This window comes from Ligilactobacillus murinus DSM 20452 = NBRC 14221 (assembly GCF_001591685.1).
GTDB lineage: Bacteria > Bacillota > Bacilli > Lactobacillales > Lactobacillaceae > Ligilactobacillus > Ligilactobacillus murinus.
The window spans coordinates 48,561-69,472 of sequence record NZ_BCVJ01000003.1 but is presented as its reverse complement, the minus strand read 5'-3'; the positions used below and the strand labels follow the sequence as shown (position 1 = coordinate 69,472).

Below are 20,912 nucleotides of genomic sequence, written 5' to 3'. Positions count from 1 at the left end.
TTAAAAATATATTGTAATTCCTCTAATCAGCGCATAATGGAGAAAGTTATCAAAGATAAATCCTAGCCACAATAGCCTATACAGAAATACGATTATAATTATAGCACACGCTTTTTTTTAATGATACTAAAAAGCCTTATTTGACAAAAATATAATGTGCAGCTTTATAACCGATGCTTGTTTCTTGCCCATTTTGGGTAAAACGTAAACGGATCGGACCTTCAAACGGCGCATGTTCCAACACCTCTAAGGTATCCCCGATCTTAATATCGATATCATCTAAGTAAGTCAAAAGATCATGATTATCAGTAAAACGATCGACCGTGATCGTACTTCCCGCTTTAGCTTCAGATAACGTCAAGTGACTTTCTTCTTCATAGTGTCCGAGTTTATCAGGGATCACCCCACCATGTGGACAATACTTAGGATGATTCAAAAAGTCTTCCAAATGATCCATCAAGTTATCACTTGTCACATGTTCCAAAACTTCGGCATCACTATGCACATCTTGTAATTTATAATTTAGCTTCTCAACTAAAAAAGTTTCCCATAATCGGTGGCGTCTAACCAATTTTTCAGCTACCTTTACACCTTCATCAGTCAAAGAGATCCCGGCATAAGGAGCATGTGTTGCTAGCCCTTCTTTCACTAGCTTATTGACCATTTCCGTCACCGAACCAGCCGCGATATTTAAACTCATCGCGATCTGTTTATTTGAGACTTTCTTCTCTCTTCCGCCTAATTCAAATATTATTTTTAGATAGTCTTCTTTTTTCGGTGTCATTTCAAGTACCTCGAAACACTTTATTTATTCCAAATAGAACTTTACTTATCCATTATAACAGAACTTTGGTAAATTACAGGCTTTCTGACTGCCAGTTTCCAAATTCTTTATCGATGATCAGTTGCATATCTGGTGGTATAGGACAGGAAAATTCCAGATGTTTTTTAGTGAATGGATCGATAAAACCAAGCTTACCAGCATGTAAAGCTTGGCGCGCGATCAAACTACGCTCACCGCCATAAAGCTTATCGCCCAACAGCGGATGCCCACTTTCACTAAAATGGACGCGGATCTGGTGCGTACGCCCCGTGTGGAGTTTGACCTGAACTAATGATAGCTCAGCCTTGCTCTTCTCAAGCCAATATTCACTCTTAGCAAATCGGCCTTCAGGTGTGATCTGGTATTTGACATCGTCAGCGACACGTGCGATCGGGCCTTCGATAAAGCCGTGTTCACGCGATATTTGCCCTTGGACCAATGCAAAATAACGCTTGTCCATTCGATGAGACTCGACTTGAGCTGCAATTTGGGCTTGAGCAAAGCTGTGTTTAGCAAATAAGACCAAGCCACTCGTATAGCGATCCAAACGCGTAATGATCCGTGGTGCTTTTATAGCTGATCTTTGTTCGATAAAATAGCCCTTGACCCGATTGACCAGCGTATCGGTGCTATTACTTGGCCCAGGTACACTCGTTAACCCAGCAGGCTTATTGACAACGAGCCAAAATTCATCTTCATAGACCACTTCGATCGGTCCCTGACTGATCGCTACATTTTCTTCTATAGCATCAGCCGGTAATTCCAAGGTGACCGCAACCGGGTGCTCCAATAAAATTGCAAGTTTTGTTTTTTGTCCATCGACCAAGACCTGGCCATATCCTTTTTTTAGCTTACCATACAGACGTTGACTGACCCCTTGTTTGCGTAAGAAACTCTTTAAAGTCTGTTGCTTTGTATCTTTTTTTTGCCAAGTAACCTTCATCTGATCCTTCTTTCTAGCGCCAATAGATCATTATCAAAATATCAAAGATCATCACAAAGAGTAGTAGCAACAGCATCGCCTTGAGCCAAAAATCTTGTGCAACGATCAATGGTGCTAACAAACTACCTAAACAGTACCAAGTAACTCCAAGTAAGATAATGATCATTTCAGCATAGTTGCGTTTAGGTAACATATTGATCCCCCTTGCTTTAAAAAGCGACAACGATTCACATCTTTACTATACCAACTAGCCTTGGCTGGTGCAAATGGCTATGTGAATTGTAAGTTGGTTTGTAGTAAAATGTAAACTAGTTTACTAATATTACGAGAGAAGTGAATTTTGGTGACACACCTTACTTATAAAAAATACCGTCCCTTATATGCAATGATCTATCTAGTGATCTTTCTTACTTTAGCAACTTTGGTCAAACTAAAGTCGCCTCTTATCACTAGCTTTGATACTGCTATCCAAAAGCTACTCTTACCGATCACTACTCCAGATATGACCGCTTTAGTCGACAAAATAACTTTTTTAGGTGGACCAGAGATGTCCTTTATCTATTGTTTATTGCTTTGTTTGATCGTTTACTTGTTACATGATACATCTGACGCATTGTGGGCTTTAAGTACTGTCGTTTTCTGTAATCTGATCAATTGGATCGTTAAAAATATTGTAGCTCGAACACGTCCCACTGATCGGCTAGTGGAGATCAATGGTTATAGTTTTCCCAGTGGTCATACTTTTGGAACTGCCTTGTTTGTCTTGTTAGTCTTCTTTTTATTTTTACCACATATCCAAACAAAGGGACTAAAAACTTTACTACATATCGTTGGTGTCCTTTGGATCATCATTATCGCTTTGACGCGGATCTATCTTCACGTTCACTATCCGACCGATACGATCGCAAGTATTTTTTTAGTCGGTTTTTTATTTGAATGTTCTTTGATCATCACTGAGGCTTACCGGCGCCAAAAGAAAGCTTAAAAAGGTTTGGTCGATCTGACCAAACCTTTTTTACACTCTAGCATTTAATTTATCAGCATCGCTCAGATCAGGGCTATCAGCCATGCGACTCGCTAACCCCCAATAATAAAAGCCTAAGCTCACACCAATGATGATAAAGAAATCATAGGGATATTTGATCCAGTCTTGTCCGTTAAAACCTTTGCTTCCAACATAAGACATCACCGACAAGAAGACCAAATACACCAAGAGCCAACCACCACTTTGGAGTTGACGTCTCCATGAGATCTGACCATTTTTGTGGTCATAATAAATATACAGTGGCAAGCCCAATAAGATCGCTAAAATAACTTGAACTGTCGTTGGCCACATTGCCCAATAGATCGCTAAGCTTGCGATCACAAAAGTCACTGGTGCGATCACAGGCATCCATTTGGAATGTACTGGTCGCGTATAATTTGGCCGTAGTTTGCGAAATGCCATCACAGTCACTGGTCCAGTAGCATAAGCGATCAAAGTCGCTGTCGCCATCACACTAGCTAGTAAGCTCCAATCACGAAAGACCATAACTAACAAAGCACCTACTGCAAAATTTGCTAAATAAGCAAACCGCGGATTGCCATAAGTGCTATCGACTTCACCTAACCACTTTGGGATTCGGCGATTCAAGGTCATCGCCGCTAAAGTCCGACCCGAAGTAGCTGCAAATGAGACCCCAGTGCCAAAAGGTGAAACAAACGCATCTAAATACAGGAGAACAGCTAGCCAATGGATCCCAAGTAAGATAGCGATATCAGCAAAAGGCGAATCAAAATTCAAGCCACTCCAGCCATGGTCGGCTAATTGTGTTGGCGTGATCGCACCGATATAAGCGATCTGTAATAAGATATAGATGATCGTTGCGACCGTTAACGAGATCGTGATCGCTCGAAAAATATTTTTTTGTGGATCTTTGATCTCTCCGCCGATATTGATCACCGTTTGAAAGGCATTATACGATAAAATGATACCTGAAACTGTTGTCGCTTCAAAAACAGGACTGGAGCCATTTGGCATAAATTCATGCCAGGTGCTCCCAAAGTTTTCTACATAAAAACCTGAACTCATCAGTAAAATGATCGTCAATAAAGGGATCGCGATCTTAAAGACTGAGATCAGATTCGTAAACCGCGTCAAAACACTAACTGACCAAAAATTCAACAAGGTAAAAACGACCATAAATAAAAAGACAACGATCAAGCCTTTACCTGTGATCTGACCATTTTGCATAAAGTCATTAGTCCAATTAGCCCATTTCCAAGGCCAAGTACTCATATATTGGACAGCTGCGACTGCTTCGATCGGGATCAAGGCTACTAACGAGAGCCAATTAGCCCAAGAGGCGATAAACCCCACCAAAGGTCCATGGCTATACTGAGGATAGCGACTCATCCCTCCACTTTCAGGCAACATAACCCCTAGTTCGATGTAATTAAAAGCCACGATCCCGATCACGACTGCTCCGATAACCCAGGAAATAACTGCGGCTGGACCAGCAACACTAGCTGCTTCACTTGAGCCAAAAAGCCAGCCCGACCCGATCAAAGAACTAAGCGCTAACATAGTGGCTGAAAATAAACTTATACTTCTTTTTTGCACGATCTGCACCTCAAATAAAATTAAGTGCAAAGCTTTTAGACCTGACTTTGCACCTGTGAATATTTCTTATGTTATCATTTATTAGAATGTTGCGCAATTTATCTTTGAGCGTCATTAAAAACAACTGAGTTTTCCCCTCACCAGTTCGCTCATTTTTTCTTACTATTTATTCCCGATACTTCGAACACAAACCCCTAAGCTAGACCAGATCTAACTTAGGGGCTTACTTTATTCAAAACTATTCTTGTTACTCAATTCATTGAACCAATGGCCTGACTTTTTCAAGGTTTTGATCTGAGTATGGATATCATCGCGGATCAACCCATATCGATTGCGATAAGCATTCTTCCATGACCAACAGTCGATCCCCGTCCAAACAAAGTAACCATGACAGTTAGAGCCTGCCTTTATCCCACGATGTAAAGCTTTAAGATGCTTTTTCATAAATTCGATCCGGTAATCATCACAAACTACCCCATTTTTATCCATAAAGCGCTCTTCACCTGAGACACCCATCCCATTTTCAGAAACGAACCATTCGATATTGTTGTAATTGTCACGGATATTTACCGCAATATCATATAAAGCTTTAGGATAGATCTCCCAACCTTTATCAACATTCATCACTCTACCAGGCATCTCATACTCATCAAAGTAAATATCTGGCATCCAAGGCTGTAAGCTATCTGGCGAAACGGCTGGGGCTTTGACTCTAAATGGATGATAGAAATTGACGCCTAAAACATCAACGGTCTGTTCTTTTAATAACTGTAACTCTGCTGGTGTTTGTTCCCATAAAACACCAGCACGTTCTAAGATCTCAACTAATTTTTGCGGATAGTGTCCTAAAACAGCTGGTTCTAAAAACATCTTATTGGCCCAAAGCTCAGCAAACTCAGCGGCTGCCTGATCTTTTGGACTATCACTTGCTGGATAGGCAGGGGTCAAATTCAGGATCGTTCCGATCTTTTTAGACTTATCTTGTCCATAAAGTTCACGGAAAGCCTTGATCGCTTTGGCTGAAGCTAAGTTCAAGTTATAAGCTACTTGAACAGCCAGCGGTCCATCGACTTTTAGCGGATAGTGAAATTGATAGAGATAACCACCATCTAAGATCACTTTGGGTTCATTAAAAGTAAACCAATGATCGACTCGATCGCCGTAAAGTTCAAAACACTTCTTGGCAAAGCCAGCAAAAAGATCCGTCACATGCTTAGACTCAAAACCACCGTATTTATGCTGTAATTCAACTGGCATATCGAAATGACACAAATTGATATACGGTGTGATACCGTTAGCCAACATAGCATCGATCACACGACTATAAAAGTCAGCACCTTTTTGATCGACTTCGCAAGTTTCAAAGTCAGCGATCAAGCGACTCCATTGGATCGAAGTTCTTAAAGCTTTGATCCCTGCTTGATGCATCAACTTTAAATCGTTTTCATAATCATTGTAAAAATTAGACGTCGTATCCGGTCCGACACCAGCATAAAAGGCACTTGGATCTTTAGTATACCAATAATCAAAAACATTTTGATGTCGTTTTTTAAAATTGCCTTCAGATTGAGGCCCTGAAGTAGCGGCGCCCCAAATAAAATCCTTTGGAAATGTATACATTGTTATCCCTCCATCATTTTTTTAAAATTGATCGCAGCCCCTAAAAGATTAGCCTGTTCATAATAGCGACAAACAGCTATTTTAGGCTCTAGTTTAGCAGCCTTGACTTTTTGTCTTAGCTTAGCAAGTTTTGGTTCTAGCATCGGGATCAGCGCTGGATTTTTAGAGATCGCGCCCCCGATGATAAAGAGTTCAGGGTCAAAGCTATATTGTAAGTTATAGATCAAAAGTGCTAACGTTTGTAGTGCATTATCGACTTCTACACTAGCGATCTTGTCACCAGTTTGGGCTTTGGCAAAGACTTCTTTACCGCTGAGAGCTTGCCTTGTTTTGGCATTGTAGCGCTCTGCTATACTGACTGGACTAACTATTTGACTGACTGTCATCTCTTGGCCCAAGAGTAAATAGCCAAATTCTCCCCCTAAAAGATGGGCTCCGTGGTGGAGCTTTTTATCTACAACTAACGCACCACCGACACCGGTCCCGATCACTAAAAAGATCGCATCTTTGACCTTTTTGCCAGCACCACTTGCCATTTCAGCTAAGGCAGCACAATTAGCGTCATTTTCGATGCTGACCGGTAAGCCAAAGCGCTTTTTGAGCTCACTTCTAATATCAAAGCCATGAATATAAGGTAAAGCACTGTCCCCCCCGATCACACCTGTTTTTTGATCGACTGCCCCCGGGCAACTGAGCGCTACACCTTTGATAGGTACTTGTTTTTTTAACTCATTTACTGTCTCTTCTAAGTACTGATAAAATTCAGGTAACGTCTTAGGTGTTTTCTTAGCTGGTAATAGCTCCAACTTCTCACCTGTGTTTAGCCCAAATTTGATCGTTGTTCCTCCTATATCGATCAAGATCAGATTTTCCATGACACCCTCCTAATGTATATACTTTTACCTCTAGTAAAAAAGGTGCGCTGTGTACTAGGCGCACCTTTTAAATTATTTACCTTCTTCGTCTAATCGTTTGTAGACGGCAATGATCTCCTTGGCTAGATCAACAAATGTGATCCCTGTCATCAAATGATCTTGTGCGTGGACCATATAGAGATCGATCTCAGTGTGTTCACCTTGAGCTTCTTTAGTTAACATATCGGTCTGCACATTATGCGCATCCACGATCGCTTGGTTTGCGTCTTTGAGCTTTTCTTTAGCCAAAGAAAAATCACCTTTTTTAGCTGCTGTGATCGCTTCGATAGCACAGTTTTTCGCATTGCCACCCGCCATGATCAGTCCCATGACGATCTGCATTCTTTCATCTGTCATCTTGCTTTATCCTCTATCCCATAATTTTTTCAGCTTCATCAAGCACGTTTTTACCGTTCATCATGCCATAATCTGTCATGTTGATAACTTCCATTGGCACTCCAGCATCATCACATTTCTTTTGAACATCAGCTTTCATATATGCCACTTGTGGTCCTAGCATCAATACATCTGGCTTTTTGGTTTCAAATTGATGATCGATATCAGCCACTGATTTAGCAAAGATCTCATAGTCTTTTCCACGATTCTTTGCTTCTTCTTGCATTTTTGCAACTAACATTGAAGTTGACATACCTGCCGAGCAGGCTAACATAATAATTTTTTCAGCCATTGTAATTCATCCTTTTCCTAAATAATTATTTTGCTTCATTTGCTGCTTCTTGTTGGCAGAGATATTTATCGTATTTCTTAGCAAATGGCCAGTACATCGCAACTGAGATCAATAAGACGATCGCTTGCCATAATGCCATCTTCCAGCCCCCGACCAAAAAACCTGAAATGATCGGTGGGGTCGTCCAAGGTGCAGCAGCCCCAGTTGGTGGAACTAAGCCAAAGTAGATCACCAAGTAAGTCGAAAGTGCTACGACGACCGGTGTCATAAAGAACGGAAGTGCCAACCATGGATTCATGACTAACGGGATCCCAAATAAGAATGGTTCGTTGATGTTAAAGATACCAGGTACTGCTTCAACTTTACCTAATGACTTGAATTGGACTGACTTGGCTGCTGTCAAAGTAAAGACCAAAAGCCCGATCGTGATCCCAGAACCTGTCAAATTGATGAAGTTGTTGTAAAATTCGTTGGTTACGATGTGAGCACCATTTTGCATGGTCAATTCGCCTTTAGCGAGTAAAGCAGCGTTATCAGCCGTATTTGGTAGTAAGAAGGCACCACCGATACCACCCATGATCAAGCCACCGTGGACCCCAAAGAACCAGAAGAACACGACCATGAAAGCTAAGATCAAGGCACCACCGAGCGAGTCAGAAAGGCCTTGCAAAGGTGCTTGTAAAACATCATAGATCCATTGCAACATGTCAGTGTTGAACACTTTAGCAAAGAAGGCATAGATCAGCATCGAAACCGTGATGATCACACCAGATGGGATCATCGCTGAGAACTGGTTAGCTACGTTAGCTGGTACTTGTTCTGGCAAGGTGATCTTCCAACCAGCCTTAGCCATCGCTGTATAACTCCAACCAACTAATAGACCGACAATGATCGCTGCGATCATCCCTTGGCCACCTAACCAGGTCATGTTGATCGCACCTGTTACAGGTGAGGTCAAATAATTTTGGATGACTTGAGGTAACTTATCGATCTGTTCGGCAACTTGTGTCCCAGTATAAACGACCTTGCCAGCAGCGTCTGTGATCCCGGCACCATCTTTACCCATTGCTGAAACTAAAGGACTATTGACAACTAAATTTTGTAACAACAAGAAAACTGATAGGGCTGTTAGGCCACAAGGTAAAGCTTCTTGTTTTTCGTTTCTTGCATACACATAGGCGATCCCAATTACCGTCCAAATCGAAATAATAGCAAATGTTGTTTGATATGCTTGGTTAAAGAAGACTGACCAGCCAATATCTTTGAACCATTCTTGTACCGCTGTGATCGGGAAGGAATTCAAGATCAAAAAAATCGACCCGATAATGATAAATGGTAAGGCATAGACCATACCATCTTTTAATGCTACGATCGCCTTCGTATTCACAAATTTCATGACCGGAGGTAATATCTTAGCATTGATGAACGCCCCAAATGAGCTTTGCTTTTGTTCTGCCATCTGTCTCATCTCCAAATTCTTTTAGTTTATATTTAACCGTTTACAAAAGTACATACACATTATGGGCGCCCAAAATGCCAAACACACTTTTTGTAACCGCTTAACTTTTTTACGAATTTAGTATATATTCTTTTTAATAATTAGTCAAATCATATGCATTAAAAGTATATACTAAAACAAATGTGGGATTATGAAAAATATTTTAACTAATTTTGTTATAGCACAATGTCCGATCAATAACAATCAATATACTCATTTTGCGCACAAAAAAAGGCCCGTCCTGGGACGAACCTCACTTATATTCTTCGGCGAGTTCAGCGATCGATTTTTGTTCATCCCGCGCCTGCAAGATAACTTTGATGATTTGCTTATCATCTAGATCAGTAATATTGATGCCATTTTTTTTAAGCTCTACTTTTGCCTGTTTGAGTTGTTCTTTTGAAATGTTATTTTGTTGTGCTAATTGGGCAGCACTCAATTCATCTTCCACGGGTAGTTGGACATTATAGCCTAAAGCCCGTAGCTTCGCATCATTTGAGCGTTTTAATGCCTGCGCTTTTTGGAAAATATCGTCATAGTAGTTGTCCTTAATGCTACCATAACCTAAGATCACTGCCAGTTGGGTATTAGATGACGTATATTCATAGTTTTTAGCTAATGAATCAGCTCTAGCATAGATCTGTTCAAAATTCTTTAATTGGGTGATCACTTCTTTAAGCTCCATCTGCTTTTCAGAAGCTCGCTTGACCAAAATACCTAGGCCATAATTTTTGGAAGCTACTCGCTGAAAACTTGTCCGTGCTTTACTGTATTGCTTGTCTTCGATCTGATCAAGTCCTTTTTCATAGCATTTAGTTTGTTCAAGATAGACTTTAGCTGTTTTATCATTAGACTTTTTCTTCAATGCATCTTGAAAGGAGACCTTAGCTGCAACATAATTGCCATCATTAACATAGGCTTGACCCAATTCTAAAGCCGACTTATAACTTTTAGCGGTCTCAACTCTTTTAGTCACACCGTACCCTACAAAGATGAATGCTAAGAAAAGTCCGATCACGGTCCACCATAACCATCTTTTCATCATTTCGCCCCCTATCTTGTTCATTATAGCATTTATCGGCTAGTTTGGCTGGAAGTTGCCCTCTACTATAAGCCCGCAGACACTTTCAGCTAATTTATGCCAAGCCACTGCCTCAGCTTTCCGATCACTTGTCATCCGATAAACTTTCAGAACAGATAATCACCTCAAAAAAGACCATCACCTTTTGGCAACAGTCTAAACATTCATAATTATACTGGTAATACTAACGCTAATAACGCAACTGCGATCAAACCAAAAACGACTGAAAGTCCCATTGAACGTGAGCGGTAAGCGACCCCGATCACGATAACAGCTGCAACGATCTTGGCTAGATAGCCTAAACCAATAAAAGAGTAATCCTTTGTATTGATAAAAATATCTTTAACGACTAAAGCCGTAAATAAAGATACCGGCACATATTTCATCCACTCATTGAACCATTGGGGGATCTCACGGGTAGAGAAGATACGCAACGGAATGAAACGGGGCAAAAATGCCACTACCATTGATAATAAAACTAAAATCAAATGATCCATACTCGACATATGCATAACTATTCTCCTGACTTGCTGATAACTTTGCGACTTGCTTTAGGCTTGATCTTTTTGAGTAAGAAGCCTCTTTCATGCCCGTGCTTGACTAAATAATCTTCGACCATAAAGCCGACCAATGAAGCAAGCAACGTTGCCACCACAAGTCCCATCGTACTCTTGATCAAGACCATCGCGATGATCGCCAAAACGGCTGACAAAAGACTGATAAAGATCGTTAAAACATTCTTGATCTGCATGACGATCATGTATAAGAAGAGCGCCGTCAATGCAAAATCAACGATATCCAAATTGATATTGATCATATTACCGATCAAACTACCAATTAAGTTAGCACCTGTCCAGAAAAGTAATGAATAATGTTCGACCATAAGTGCATCTTTAGGTGTCCAACCCTTATCTGTCGCAAATTTCAAGTAGTTGACAGCATAGTTCTCATCATTTAACGAAGCTGCAAAAAGATAGAGGAACTTTTTACTTGTCCCCCGCATATATTGCGATAAACTCGAACCAAGTAAGGCATAGCGTAATTCAAGAAAGAACAACATGATCAAGATCGTATGCATCGGGGCATTTGCCACCAACATTGATGCGATCATAAACTGTGCCCCACCAGAAAAGACCAACAACGAGACCAACGTTGTTAAGATCCAGCTAAATCCAGCTGCATGTAGCAAGATACCACACGCTAACCCGATCGGAATGTAACTCAAACATAATGGCATTGAGATATCCAGGACCTCACGCCAACGTGGCTTTACATTTTCCAATTCAATTGCCTCCAGTGAAATTTAGTGACCAAAGCCACCAAAAGAATATGAAGTGCCAAAGACACTCCATGTATATAGATAAAAAACTCCCTATATTTTTGATTATAACATATTATCGTTAATGTCAAAAACCATATTAGTGACGGTACTATTGATTGTCGCTCAATTTTCAACGATTATCAGAGACTGGATCACTAGAACTACAGAATTCCATTTGGAAAGATCAGGTCATGATATTTCAGATTACGGTGAAACAAAAAACTTCAGCCGTCATCATTTTAAATACATATCATAGAAGGAGAAAATGCGCTTTGAAAATTTGGCGCCCAAGTGCTTCTCTAGATCGCTCATGTTTGATAGCAACAAAATTTAGGATTTTAAAAACATTTCTGCCAGATAAAATAGCGGTGCCGCAAGGATAAACAAAAAACTCAGACAGATTTTTTTGATCAAGGCGTAGGTCCAATCTAACGAACTATCGTAAGACAATGTATACGGAGTGGTGTACTCATAGGGATTTACTCTTACCCCTTTTGTTGACCAGCGACCTCCCTTATATTGATTTGCAATATCATCATGATGTTGTTGTAGTGCTTTACCTCTAGGAGAAACATATTCTTCAGAAGTATTGAACCATTTTTCATGCGTAACTCGAAAAATAGGCAGTAGTAGCATTGTGATGCAAAAATATACATGATAAATTTTAAATGTATATTTAAGTGGATCAATAGTTATATCTCTTAAGTAAAGCAAGATACCTACCGTACATAATGTTCCTAATAAGAAACTACTCACTATCTTTAAACTAAGTATCAATTTCTTAATCATACTATTCCTCCTTAAAATGCACGCTATTTTACAATATGTTTCTTAATAACTACTAGCTACCAAGAAACACATTGTTACTAACCGATAATAATTTTTTCAGTTGGCATCTTATAACTCAGATCACGATCGCGTTTCCTGATAAAGAACATCAAGGTATACAACATCCCGATCCGCCCGATAAACATCAAGACCATGATCACGATCTTACCGACCGTCGACAAGCTATCTGTGATCCCAAGCGATAGCCCTGTCGTCCCAAAGGCTGAAGCCACTTCAAAGACTAATGATAATAACGGAGCATCCTCAGTGGCTGAGAGGATAAAGACAGCTGAAATACACAACAATGTCGATAAGCTCACGACCACGATCGCTTTTTGGATATCTTCACGACTGATCCGCCGATTGAAGATATTGATATTGTTGCGCCCACGAATAAATGAATACAAATACAAGATAAAGATCCCGATCGTCGTGGTCCGCACCCCACCACCGACAGAACTTGGACTAGCCCCGATGAACATCAACAGCGCCAGTAAAAGTAAGGTCGTATGATTAAAATCATTCATGCTGTTGATCTGAAGCCCCGCATTACGCGATGAAACACTGTAAAACATGGCTGACATAAAGTTATGCAAACTATCAGCTCGCAAGTGCAGCCCACCATTTTCCGATAGATACAATAAGATCGTCCCCACGACCGTAAAGATCGCTGCAAAAAAGACCGCTAATTTACAGAAAAGAGAAAATCTAAACTTGCGTAATCCACGGTAACGCAACTTGTAGAAGAACCAAGCCTCGATCTCAGTCAAGACTGGGTAACCGATACTTCCGATGATGACTAAGACCATAATGATCATCAAAAAACCATAATCCTGTCTAAACGGTGCGATCGAGTCCCCAGTGACATCAAAGCCAGCGTTGGTGACCGCACTGATCGAGATATACATTCCATGGAAAAGGGCAGCAGAAAAATTATCATAGACGTGACGCCACATAAAGTACAAGGAAAACAACAGTCCAAAGACTACTTGGACCATGATCATCAACCCAAAGACCGACGTCACTAATTTGACCATCCCACTTAAGCGCGGTTGATTCATATCAAATTGGATCAGCTGGCGTTGATGTAGACCGATGCGACGACCAGTCAAGACCATCGCAACGGTGGCTAACATCGTGACCCCAAAGCCCCCAACTTGGAACAGTATTTCTAGTAAGATGACACCATATTCATTGTAGACTTGGTCGATCGGAAAAGTCGACAGACCCGTCACACTGATCGTCGAGATCGCCATGAACAAATTATCTAAAAGCGTCGTTTCTGGTGCATCAGGTAACTTGATCCATGGTAAACACAAGAGACCAAAAGTAATGATCGTAGCAATGCCATAATATGCAACTAACAATTGGATCGGGGTCGCTTCACGATACTTGGCCCTGATCTTTTTCTTTAACCTATAAAACATTTTTAAACTATCCTAACTTGGCGATCTATTTGATCACCTGCATTTTTGAATAACTGATCACGATCTTTTGTTTCAACTCGATCGCCGTAACTGTATTCTCAAATTCAGGGTCAAAGATGATGATCGCCGAATTACGTAACTGCTTTTCGATGGTCCCCTTGTAGTGATGGCGATGATAAACGAACTTGACATGCGTCCCTGGGACAAACGGCTTGCCCTTAGCTGAAATTTCGATCTTTTTTTCTTCATTTCGCCGTGGCTTTCTTCTTTCCATCTTTTTCATCTCCCTTACTTAAATTCATCTTCATTATAACTCAGATCCAACTTGATTTAACGACTGAGGTCACAGATCAGACATCTTTTCTGAGCATCGTCAATGATTGGCGTAAGGAAGCCCAGATCCCCTTTTGATTGTAGACTAATACATTTACTCGATACATTCTAGCAGAAAAGGCAGCTAAGACCAAGGTACTTAAGACTAAAATAACCAGGGAAATACTTGCCCCCATGAGACCTGCTCCGTTGGCTAAAACGATCGGCATCAAAATCATCGAGAAAAATGGAATATAGCTACAGATCGTTACGACAAAGTTACTTGGATCATTTGTGGCAACGATCAAGCCTAGCATGTAACCCGCCATCATCAAATACGTTACTGGCATGATCGCTTTTGGTGCATCCTCGGCCCGACTGACCAACGAACCACATAAAGCAGCTAAGACCGCATAAAAGAGTGAGCCAGCTAGGATAAAGAGGAGCAACAAGATGATAAAACTCGGTTCGATCCCCGTGAAATTTATATCAGCTAACATTTCATTTAGACTACTGTTATCGCGCATGATAAAGACTGAAACTCCAAGCAAGAAGCCCGTTGCTACCAATTGCGTCAAAGCGGCTAAGATCACCCCTAATAATTTACCGTAGAAATGTGTTTTGGCATTTGTGCTGGATAAGATGACTTCCATGATCCGCATTCCCTTTTCACCCGCGATCTCCTGAGCTATCAAACTCGCATAGGTCAAAACTAAAAAGAACGTGAAGATACAAGCTGCATAACTCAAGGCAAATTTGACCCCTGAGCTATCATTTGACGTCTTGACTTTACCATCATCAGTAAAGGAGAGCTCTTTACCTTCAAGCTTAGCGGGTCGCATCAATTCGAAAACTTGGTCTGATGTCAACTTATATTCACCCGCTTTAAGCGAGGTCTGTAAGCTATTTAGTGCCTGTTGGAGATTAGCCATCGTGGCATCATCGGGGACCTTTTCACCATAGACTGTACTGAGTAACTCGCCATCTTTTTTAGTCACGACTAAATAATTATCTAGCTTTTCAGCTTGTAACTGTTTTTGAGCATCCTTGACTGAATCCACCTGCTTTAACCTCAGAGCGGGCAATTTTTGTTTTGCTAAAGCTTTGGCTAAAACTGGTTGCTTAGAATAGATCCCGATCGTAGTCGTCTCTTGCCCTTTATCCATGATCGCACCGATCAAAAAGCCGACCAAAACCACGATAAATGGCATAAATACCCCGATCAAAAAACTCGGTGATTTGACCGTTTTACGATATACATCACTTGCGATCACCCATAATTTCTCAAAGTTCATCTTTCTCACCCGCCTTTAGTTTGAAGATCTCTTCTAGCGTCAACGTTTCTTGGCTAAAGGTCGGGATATATCCATCCTTTGTTGCCAGTTCAAACAATTTTCGTCCAACTGCTGGGTCAGATAAAGTTATCTCTAACCTTTGTCTGTGCTCTTTGACATCGGCTACCCCTAAAACAGCTTGGACCTCAGCTTTAGTCAATGGCGATTCCAAAAAGACTTTGATCTTCCCAAACGAATCTTTGATATCTTGGACTTTACCTGCCAAAACTTGCCGACCATTTTTGATCATCACCAAGCGATCACAGATCTGTTCCACATTTGCCATGTTATGACTCGAAAAGATCACACAAGCGCCTTGTTTGCGCAAAGCGATGATCGCATCCTGCATGATCTGAGCATTGACAGGATCGAGCCCACTAAAAGGTTCATCTAAAATGACTAATTTAGGCTCATGGATCAAAGTGGTGATCAACTGGACCTTTTGCTGATTTCCTTTTGATAAAGATTTGATCTTATCATTTTTGTTACCTTTAACTTGTAAATGCTCCATCCAATAGTCGAGCTTTTCTTTTATCTCACATGTTTTTTTTCCACGTAATTTACCAAAGTACATGACCTGTTGTTCGATCGTTTCTTTAGGATAAAGGCCTCGTTCTTCGGGCAAATAACCGATCAGATCTTTTTGTTTTTCACCGATCTTTTCGCCATCCCAGAGAACTTTCCCCGCCGTTGGTTGCATCAGGCCTAACAACATCCGAAAAGTCGTCGTCTTGCCCGAACCATTTTGACCCACAAGCCCCAAGATCTCACCATCTTTGATCTCAAAAGACAGATCTTGGACGGCTTTTAGGGTGCCAAAGTTTTTAGCTAAGTGTTCCACCACTAACATTTATTCCACCTCAGTTTCTTTGTCGTACCAACTGAAAATATTTTTCCAGATAGATCTTATGTGCAGCTGCAATGATAATGTTATACAACATGACCTTTTGCTCGGAACGCTCCCCTGTTTCAAAACTCAACGCTTGCTCTTCAAAGACTGCGAGTAAAGTCTGTTCCAACTCTTCACGAAAATACGTGTATGCGGTTTTGATCGGATACGTCTCGCGTTGGACTTTGACAAGCAATTTTAAATCGTCTAAGGATAAGACCGTCTTAGAAATAGTGATAAAAAAAAGATAGGCGATCTGCTCGCGCGAATATTGTTTCTTTTCTGGGCGTGCAATCATTTTTTTCTTAACATAATTGCTGATCATTGATGGGGTCAATTCACTACCTAAAAGTGGTGCTAGATACTTGTTGATAAACGTAGCAGTCTGTTCCAAATAAAGTCCCACATCAGGTATCTCTTCAAAAGTGGGGAGTTTAAAATAAGCAGTATTTTCCTGTTGTAAAATTTTTTTCATTGTTTACTTCCTTTCCTAAATTATAGCTTATCCTTTCACGTTCACGCTATCAATATCTTTTGACAAATCGATAACACCTGTTTATACTCAAATATACCATAAGTTTTTCAAAAACCGATTAAAAAGTATACAAAAACTTCTACAAAGGAATAATAGAGATGAAATATAAGATCATTGCCGATTCCGGCTCAAATGTAACAACTTTAGCAGACACAGATTTTGCCAGTGTACCGATCACGATCATGGCTGGGGGCAAGGAATACATCGATGATGCCACCCTTGATGTCTTAGCGATGACCGATGAATTGCGTAAATTATCTACCAAGAGCAGTACTGCTTGTCCCAATATCGACCAGTGGCTAACTGCCTTTGGTAAAGCTGATATCATCGTTGCGATCACGATCACCGGCACATTATCGGGGAGCTATTCGGCTGCTGTGCAAGCACGCGAACAATATTTAGAGAAACATCCTAACGCCCAGATCCTCGTTTTAGATTCACAATCAGCGGGACCACGGATGCAACTTTTGCTCGAATATGCCGCTAAATTATTCACAGCTAATGCATCATTTAATGAGATCGAAAGTAAATTAACAACTTATCAACAACACACAGGGCTTTTATTCTCCCTTGAATCCCTGACCAACTTAGTCAATAACGGACGGATCAGTGCTACGGCCGCTAAGATCTCAAATATGCTCAAACTGCGTATCATCGGAACTGACACTAACGGAAAACTCACTCCGGTCGGTAAAGCTCGGGGGCAAGCCAAAGCTATCAGTTTACTGTTAAAAGAAATGCAAGCACAAGGTTTCAACGGTAAAAAAGCCTGCATCGCCCATTGCTTCAATGAAATTGGGGCCAAGTTACTTTCCCAAAAGATCAAGGAAGCTTATCCTGCTTGCGAGATAACGCTCACTACAACTCGTGGCCTTTGTAGCTATTACGCTGAAGTCGGGGGCTTGATGGTCGGCTTTGAAAAACAATAATACAAACGTGTTCGACAATGCAACTCCTAGTAAATAATAAGAGAACCGCCATGATGCAAAATACGCATCTGAGCTGTATAGCCGAAACGTGTTCGACAGCACAACTCCTAGTAGATAATAAAAGAACCGCCATGATGCAAAATACGCATCATAGCGGTTCTCTTATTATCTATACGGAGTTACCCGTGCTGTCTCACACTCTAGTCGTTTAAGTCTTGAGCTTCAACATCAACGTAAGTAACTTTACTACGTTCAGCATTCATTGCTACCCAAAGTAAGACGATCGAAGCGATGATATAGATCAATTGGACTCCGACAGAGATCCAAACTTGATTTGCACCTAGACCTGATGTCAAGGATTCACGGAAACCGTAAACTGAGTAAGTCATTGGCAAGAATGGATTTACCATTTGGAAGAAGCCGCCCATTGCACGGGTAACTTGAATTGGGAAGGACCCACCACAAGAACCAAGCTGGATGACCAAGAAGATGATCCCAAGGAAGCGTCCGATATTGCCAAACGCGACAGCCAAGAACATCACGATAAAGGTACTTGCAAGCGCAAAGAACCAAGCATTGATCAAAGTTGCTCCTAAATGATCTGGATGTAAGCCAGCTGCCATCATCAAGAGAACTTCGACTACTGAAGTTCCAGTAGCGACAAGCGCCCCAACTGAGAGCTTGCTCAACCACCATTCAGTTGCACTAGCATCTGGATCAGATAAGCGACGGACTGGGTAAACTAAGTTGAAGACTAAAGCACCAACATACAATGCAACTGATAGCATGTATGGAGCTAAAGCATAACCATAGTTTGGTACGTAGCTGTAACTCTTATGCTTGAGTTCAGTTGGAGAAGCAAACATGTTTGAAGTCTTAGAAGATAAGTTCTTCGTATTATCGTTTACTTGTTCTGAACCTTGTGCCAAGGCTTTCGCTAATTTACTATTGCCTTGTTCTAATTGAGTAGCACCAGCAGCTAACTTAGGTGAGTTAGCATTCAATTGTTGGGTACCGTTAGCCAATTGGTCCACACCTGACGTCAAAGTAGGAACTTGGGCATTCATTTGGCCTAAACCACCGGCTAATTGACTTGCACCACTACGTAAAGCATTAGAGTTAGCTGCAAGTTGGCTCGTACCAGAAGCAAGTTGGTTGATCCCACCTGTCAATGTTGGCACTTGGGCGTTTAGTTGGCCTAAACCACCAGCCAATTGATTTGCACCTGAGGTTAAAGCATTAGAGTTAGCTACAAGTTGACCTGTACCAGAAGCAAGTTGGTTGATCCCACCTGTCAATGTTGGTACTTGACCATTCAATTGGCCTAAACCGCCAGCTAATTTGCTTGCACCTGAGGTCAAAGCTTGGTTATTAGCGACTAATTTGCTTGCACCAGCATAAGCTTGATCCACACCTAATGTGTATTCATTAACACCAGATTTTAAAGTTTCTGAACCAGTAGCTAGTTTAGCAACCTGTGCCTTCAAATCTTCTAATTGTGAAGTTAATCCTTGAAGTTCATCTAACTTAGAAGTATCGACTGTATTTAACTTCTCTAACAAGGCATTTACTTGGGTCACATAACCTTGCATTTGTTGCGCCTTTTGCAAGATCTGTGCCAAGCTATTTTGTGCTTGCGTCAATTGATCTTTAAATGTTTGAGCTGCAGCACCAGCAGCTTGAATATTTTGACCAGCTGCTTGGTTCTTAGCGATCGCATCAGCTAATTTTTGTTGATCTTCAGCAGATAACTTGTCTTTATTAGCTGCAAGCACTTCACCAACTTCTTTAGCTGAGCCAGAAATATTGTTCCCTGCACTGCCTAAATTCGTTGTCAGATCTTGACTGAACTTATCAGCACTTGAATTGATCCCACCTAATAGAGTAGGTAAACCGTTCATTGTACTTTGCAATTCTTGCAATTGTTTTTGGATCGCAGGCGCATGTTGTTTTAATTGCTTCAAACCTTCGATCGCTTGCTTAGTATCGTTAGAGTTCAATTGATTGATAATAACATCAGTTTGTTTGTTAATTGTATCAGCTAATGTTTTATTACCAGCCGCTAGATTGCCAGCACCTTCTCTAAGAAGTTTTGAATTATTATGCAACTGGGTTAAACCATCATTCAATTGAGCTACCCCAGCAGTATAAGTGTTCAACCCATTATTCAAGGTAGTTGAACCAGTAGCTAATTGCCCTACACCGTTAGCTAAAGCGCCAGTACCATTTTGTAATTGTAAGACACCATTATTGACTTGACCGACACCATTTGTATATGTGCCCAAACCATTTGCCAACGTATTAGAACCAGTGGCTAATTGGCCCACACCACTAGCTAAAGCGCCAGTGCCATTTTGTAATTGGGAAACACCGTTGTTTACTTGGTCAACACCAGCTGTGTAAGTGTTGATCCCATTAGCTAAAGTATTTGAACCATCAGCTAACTTCAAAACACCTTGGCCTAAAGGTACTACACCAGTTTGTAACTTGATCACACCATCATTTACTTGGGAGACCCCAGCAGTATAAGTGTTGATCCCGTTAGATAAGGTCTTAGAACCGTCACTAAGTTGTTTGGAACCTTTAGCAGCCGTGTCAAAGCCCTTACCGACTTGCTTGATCAAGCCAAAGACAGTATCGGCATAGGAAGTCGAGACTGTTTCTTTGACTTGGGCATTAACTTGTTTAGCCCCTTCTTCACTGATAACTTTACCGATATAGTTGAGGGAGTCGTTGGTCGTATATTGTAATTCCATCTTCTTAGGATCTTTGTCCAAGACAGTTGTTGCATTCTTGGAAAAATCCTTAGGGATCGTAATTACCATATAGTATTCTTTGTGGCTAAGGCCATATTGCGCATCTTTTTTAGAGACAAAATGCCAGTCTAAACCATCATTTTTCTTTAAATTCTTGACTAACTGATCACCCACATCGAGTTTCTTACCTCGGAAATTCACGGCTCTATCTTCATTAACTACGGCTACGGGTAAATACTTAGCATCGCCGTATGGATTCCAGACCGATTTTAAGAAGAACACAGAGTATAAGAATGGGATAAACATAATTGCCAAAATTGCAGCTAAAAGCATCTTTTGGCTCTTAATATGTTCAAATTCAGCCTTGATCGTCTTCAAGATAATTTCACTCCTTAACTTAAAATATTTTATT

21 protein-coding genes are annotated in these 20,912 nt (G+C 40.9%); 2 read left to right on the top strand and 19 right to left on the bottom strand.

All coding sequences use genetic code 11. From position 1 onward, the window contains the following. Positions 1–136: 136 nt before the first annotated feature. The 3 genes from LMU01S_RS01525 to LMU01S_RS01515 all read right to left on the bottom strand — a co-directional run bounded on the left by LMU01S_RS01525 (position 137) and on the right by LMU01S_RS01515 (position 1,959). Positions 137–784, bottom strand: a complete 648-nt coding sequence (locus LMU01S_RS01525; RefSeq protein WP_056958942.1) for a metal-dependent transcriptional regulator — start codon at positions 782–784, stop codon at positions 137–139. A 73-nt stretch (positions 785–857) separates the two neighbouring features. After that, a complete protein-coding gene (locus LMU01S_RS01520; protein WP_056958943.1) occupies positions 858–1,766 on the bottom strand; it encodes an RluA family pseudouridine synthase in 909 nt (302 codons plus the stop codon). 13 nt (positions 1,767–1,779) lie between these two features. Next, the gene (locus tag LMU01S_RS01515) at positions 1,780–1,959 is read right to left on the bottom strand and encodes a hypothetical protein (RefSeq protein WP_004050766.1); all 180 of its coding nucleotides are present in this window, start codon (positions 1,957–1,959) and stop codon (positions 1,780–1,782) included. 150 nt (positions 1,960–2,109) lie between these two features. On the opposite strand from LMU01S_RS01515, the gene LMU01S_RS01510 reads away from it, so the two are divergent. Further along, entirely contained in the window at positions 2,110–2,751 is a 642-nt protein-coding gene (locus LMU01S_RS01510) for a phosphatase PAP2 family protein (protein WP_156470367.1), read from the top strand. Positions 2,752–2,781: 30 nt separating this feature from the next. Here LMU01S_RS01510 and LMU01S_RS01505 read toward each other — a convergent pair whose 3' ends face one another. From LMU01S_RS01505 to LMU01S_RS01435, 15 genes are all read right to left on the bottom strand, one after another. Further along, on the bottom strand, positions 2,782–4,368 hold the full coding sequence (locus LMU01S_RS01505; protein WP_089135537.1) for an APC family permease: 1,587 nt from the start codon (positions 4,366–4,368) through the stop codon (positions 2,782–2,784). Between the two features lie 228 nt (positions 4,369–4,596). Beyond that, complete coding sequence (locus LMU01S_RS01500) at positions 4,597–5,988, bottom strand: glycoside hydrolase family 1 protein (RefSeq protein WP_056958944.1); 1,392 nt, start codon at positions 5,986–5,988, stop codon at positions 4,597–4,599. A gap of 2 nt (positions 5,989–5,990) precedes the next feature. Then, positions 5,991–6,863, bottom strand: coding sequence for an ROK family protein (locus LMU01S_RS01495; RefSeq protein WP_056958945.1), 873 nt, complete (start codon positions 6,861–6,863; stop codon positions 5,991–5,993). 72 nt (positions 6,864–6,935) lie between these two features. Next, positions 6,936–7,259, bottom strand: coding sequence for a PTS lactose/cellobiose transporter subunit IIA (locus LMU01S_RS01490; protein ID WP_056958946.1), 324 nt, complete (start codon positions 7,257–7,259; stop codon positions 6,936–6,938). A 13-nt stretch (positions 7,260–7,272) separates the two neighbouring features. Next, positions 7,273–7,590: a PTS sugar transporter subunit IIB gene (locus tag LMU01S_RS01485; RefSeq protein WP_004050778.1), complete on the bottom strand. Its 318-nt coding sequence runs from the start codon at positions 7,588–7,590 to the stop codon at positions 7,273–7,275. A 25-nt stretch (positions 7,591–7,615) separates the two neighbouring features. Further along, positions 7,616–9,049 (bottom strand): PTS sugar transporter subunit IIC, encoded by a 1,434-nt coding sequence (locus LMU01S_RS01480; RefSeq protein ID WP_056958947.1) that lies wholly within the window; start codon positions 9,047–9,049, stop codon positions 7,616–7,618. Between the two features lie 292 nt (positions 9,050–9,341). Beyond that, complete coding sequence (locus LMU01S_RS01475) at positions 9,342–10,130, bottom strand: hypothetical protein (RefSeq protein WP_056958948.1); 789 nt, start codon at positions 10,128–10,130, stop codon at positions 9,342–9,344. Between the two features lie 209 nt (positions 10,131–10,339). Next, positions 10,340–10,681 carry an AzlD domain-containing protein gene (locus LMU01S_RS01470; protein WP_004050785.1) on the bottom strand — a complete coding sequence of 114 codons (342 nt, stop codon included), beginning with the start codon at positions 10,679–10,681 and terminating at the stop codon, positions 10,340–10,342. A gap of 2 nt (positions 10,682–10,683) precedes the next feature. Beyond that, positions 10,684–11,451: an AzlC family ABC transporter permease gene (locus LMU01S_RS01465; RefSeq protein WP_061773549.1), complete on the bottom strand. Its 768-nt coding sequence runs from the start codon at positions 11,449–11,451 to the stop codon at positions 10,684–10,686. A gap of 369 nt (positions 11,452–11,820) precedes the next feature. Next, complete coding sequence (locus LMU01S_RS01460) at positions 11,821–12,279, bottom strand: hypothetical protein (RefSeq protein WP_225354578.1); 459 nt, start codon at positions 12,277–12,279, stop codon at positions 11,821–11,823. A gap of 77 nt (positions 12,280–12,356) precedes the next feature. Continuing rightward, positions 12,357–13,745: a TrkH family potassium uptake protein gene (locus LMU01S_RS01455; RefSeq protein WP_056958950.1), complete on the bottom strand. Its 1,389-nt coding sequence runs from the start codon at positions 13,743–13,745 to the stop codon at positions 12,357–12,359. A 25-nt stretch (positions 13,746–13,770) separates the two neighbouring features. Next, entirely contained in the window at positions 13,771–14,019 is a 249-nt protein-coding gene (locus LMU01S_RS01450) for a hypothetical protein (RefSeq protein WP_056958951.1), read from the bottom strand. A 76-nt stretch (positions 14,020–14,095) separates the two neighbouring features. Next, a complete protein-coding gene (locus LMU01S_RS01445) occupies positions 14,096–15,352 on the bottom strand; it encodes an ABC transporter permease (protein WP_056958952.1) in 1,257 nt (418 codons plus the stop codon). Then, entirely contained in the window at positions 15,342–16,241 is a 900-nt protein-coding gene (locus LMU01S_RS01440) for an ABC transporter ATP-binding protein (protein ID WP_056958953.1), read from the bottom strand. Before LMU01S_RS01440 ends, LMU01S_RS01445 begins: the two co-directional genes overlap by 11 nt. Before the next feature lie 10 nt (positions 16,242–16,251). Further along, positions 16,252–16,755, bottom strand: a complete 504-nt coding sequence (locus tag LMU01S_RS01435) for a DUF1836 domain-containing protein (RefSeq protein WP_056958954.1) — start codon at positions 16,753–16,755, stop codon at positions 16,252–16,254. A 158-nt stretch (positions 16,756–16,913) separates the two neighbouring features. On the opposite strand from LMU01S_RS01435, the gene LMU01S_RS01430 reads away from it, so the two are divergent. Next, positions 16,914–17,744: a DegV family protein gene (locus LMU01S_RS01430; protein WP_056958955.1), complete on the top strand. Its 831-nt coding sequence runs from the start codon at positions 16,914–16,916 to the stop codon at positions 17,742–17,744. Between the two features lie 200 nt (positions 17,745–17,944). Here LMU01S_RS01430 and LMU01S_RS01425 read toward each other — a convergent pair whose 3' ends face one another. Further along, positions 17,945–20,878 (bottom strand): YhgE/Pip domain-containing protein, encoded by a 2,934-nt coding sequence (locus tag LMU01S_RS01425; RefSeq protein ID WP_056958956.1) that lies wholly within the window; start codon positions 20,876–20,878, stop codon positions 17,945–17,947. Positions 20,879–20,912: the final 34 nt, after the last annotated feature.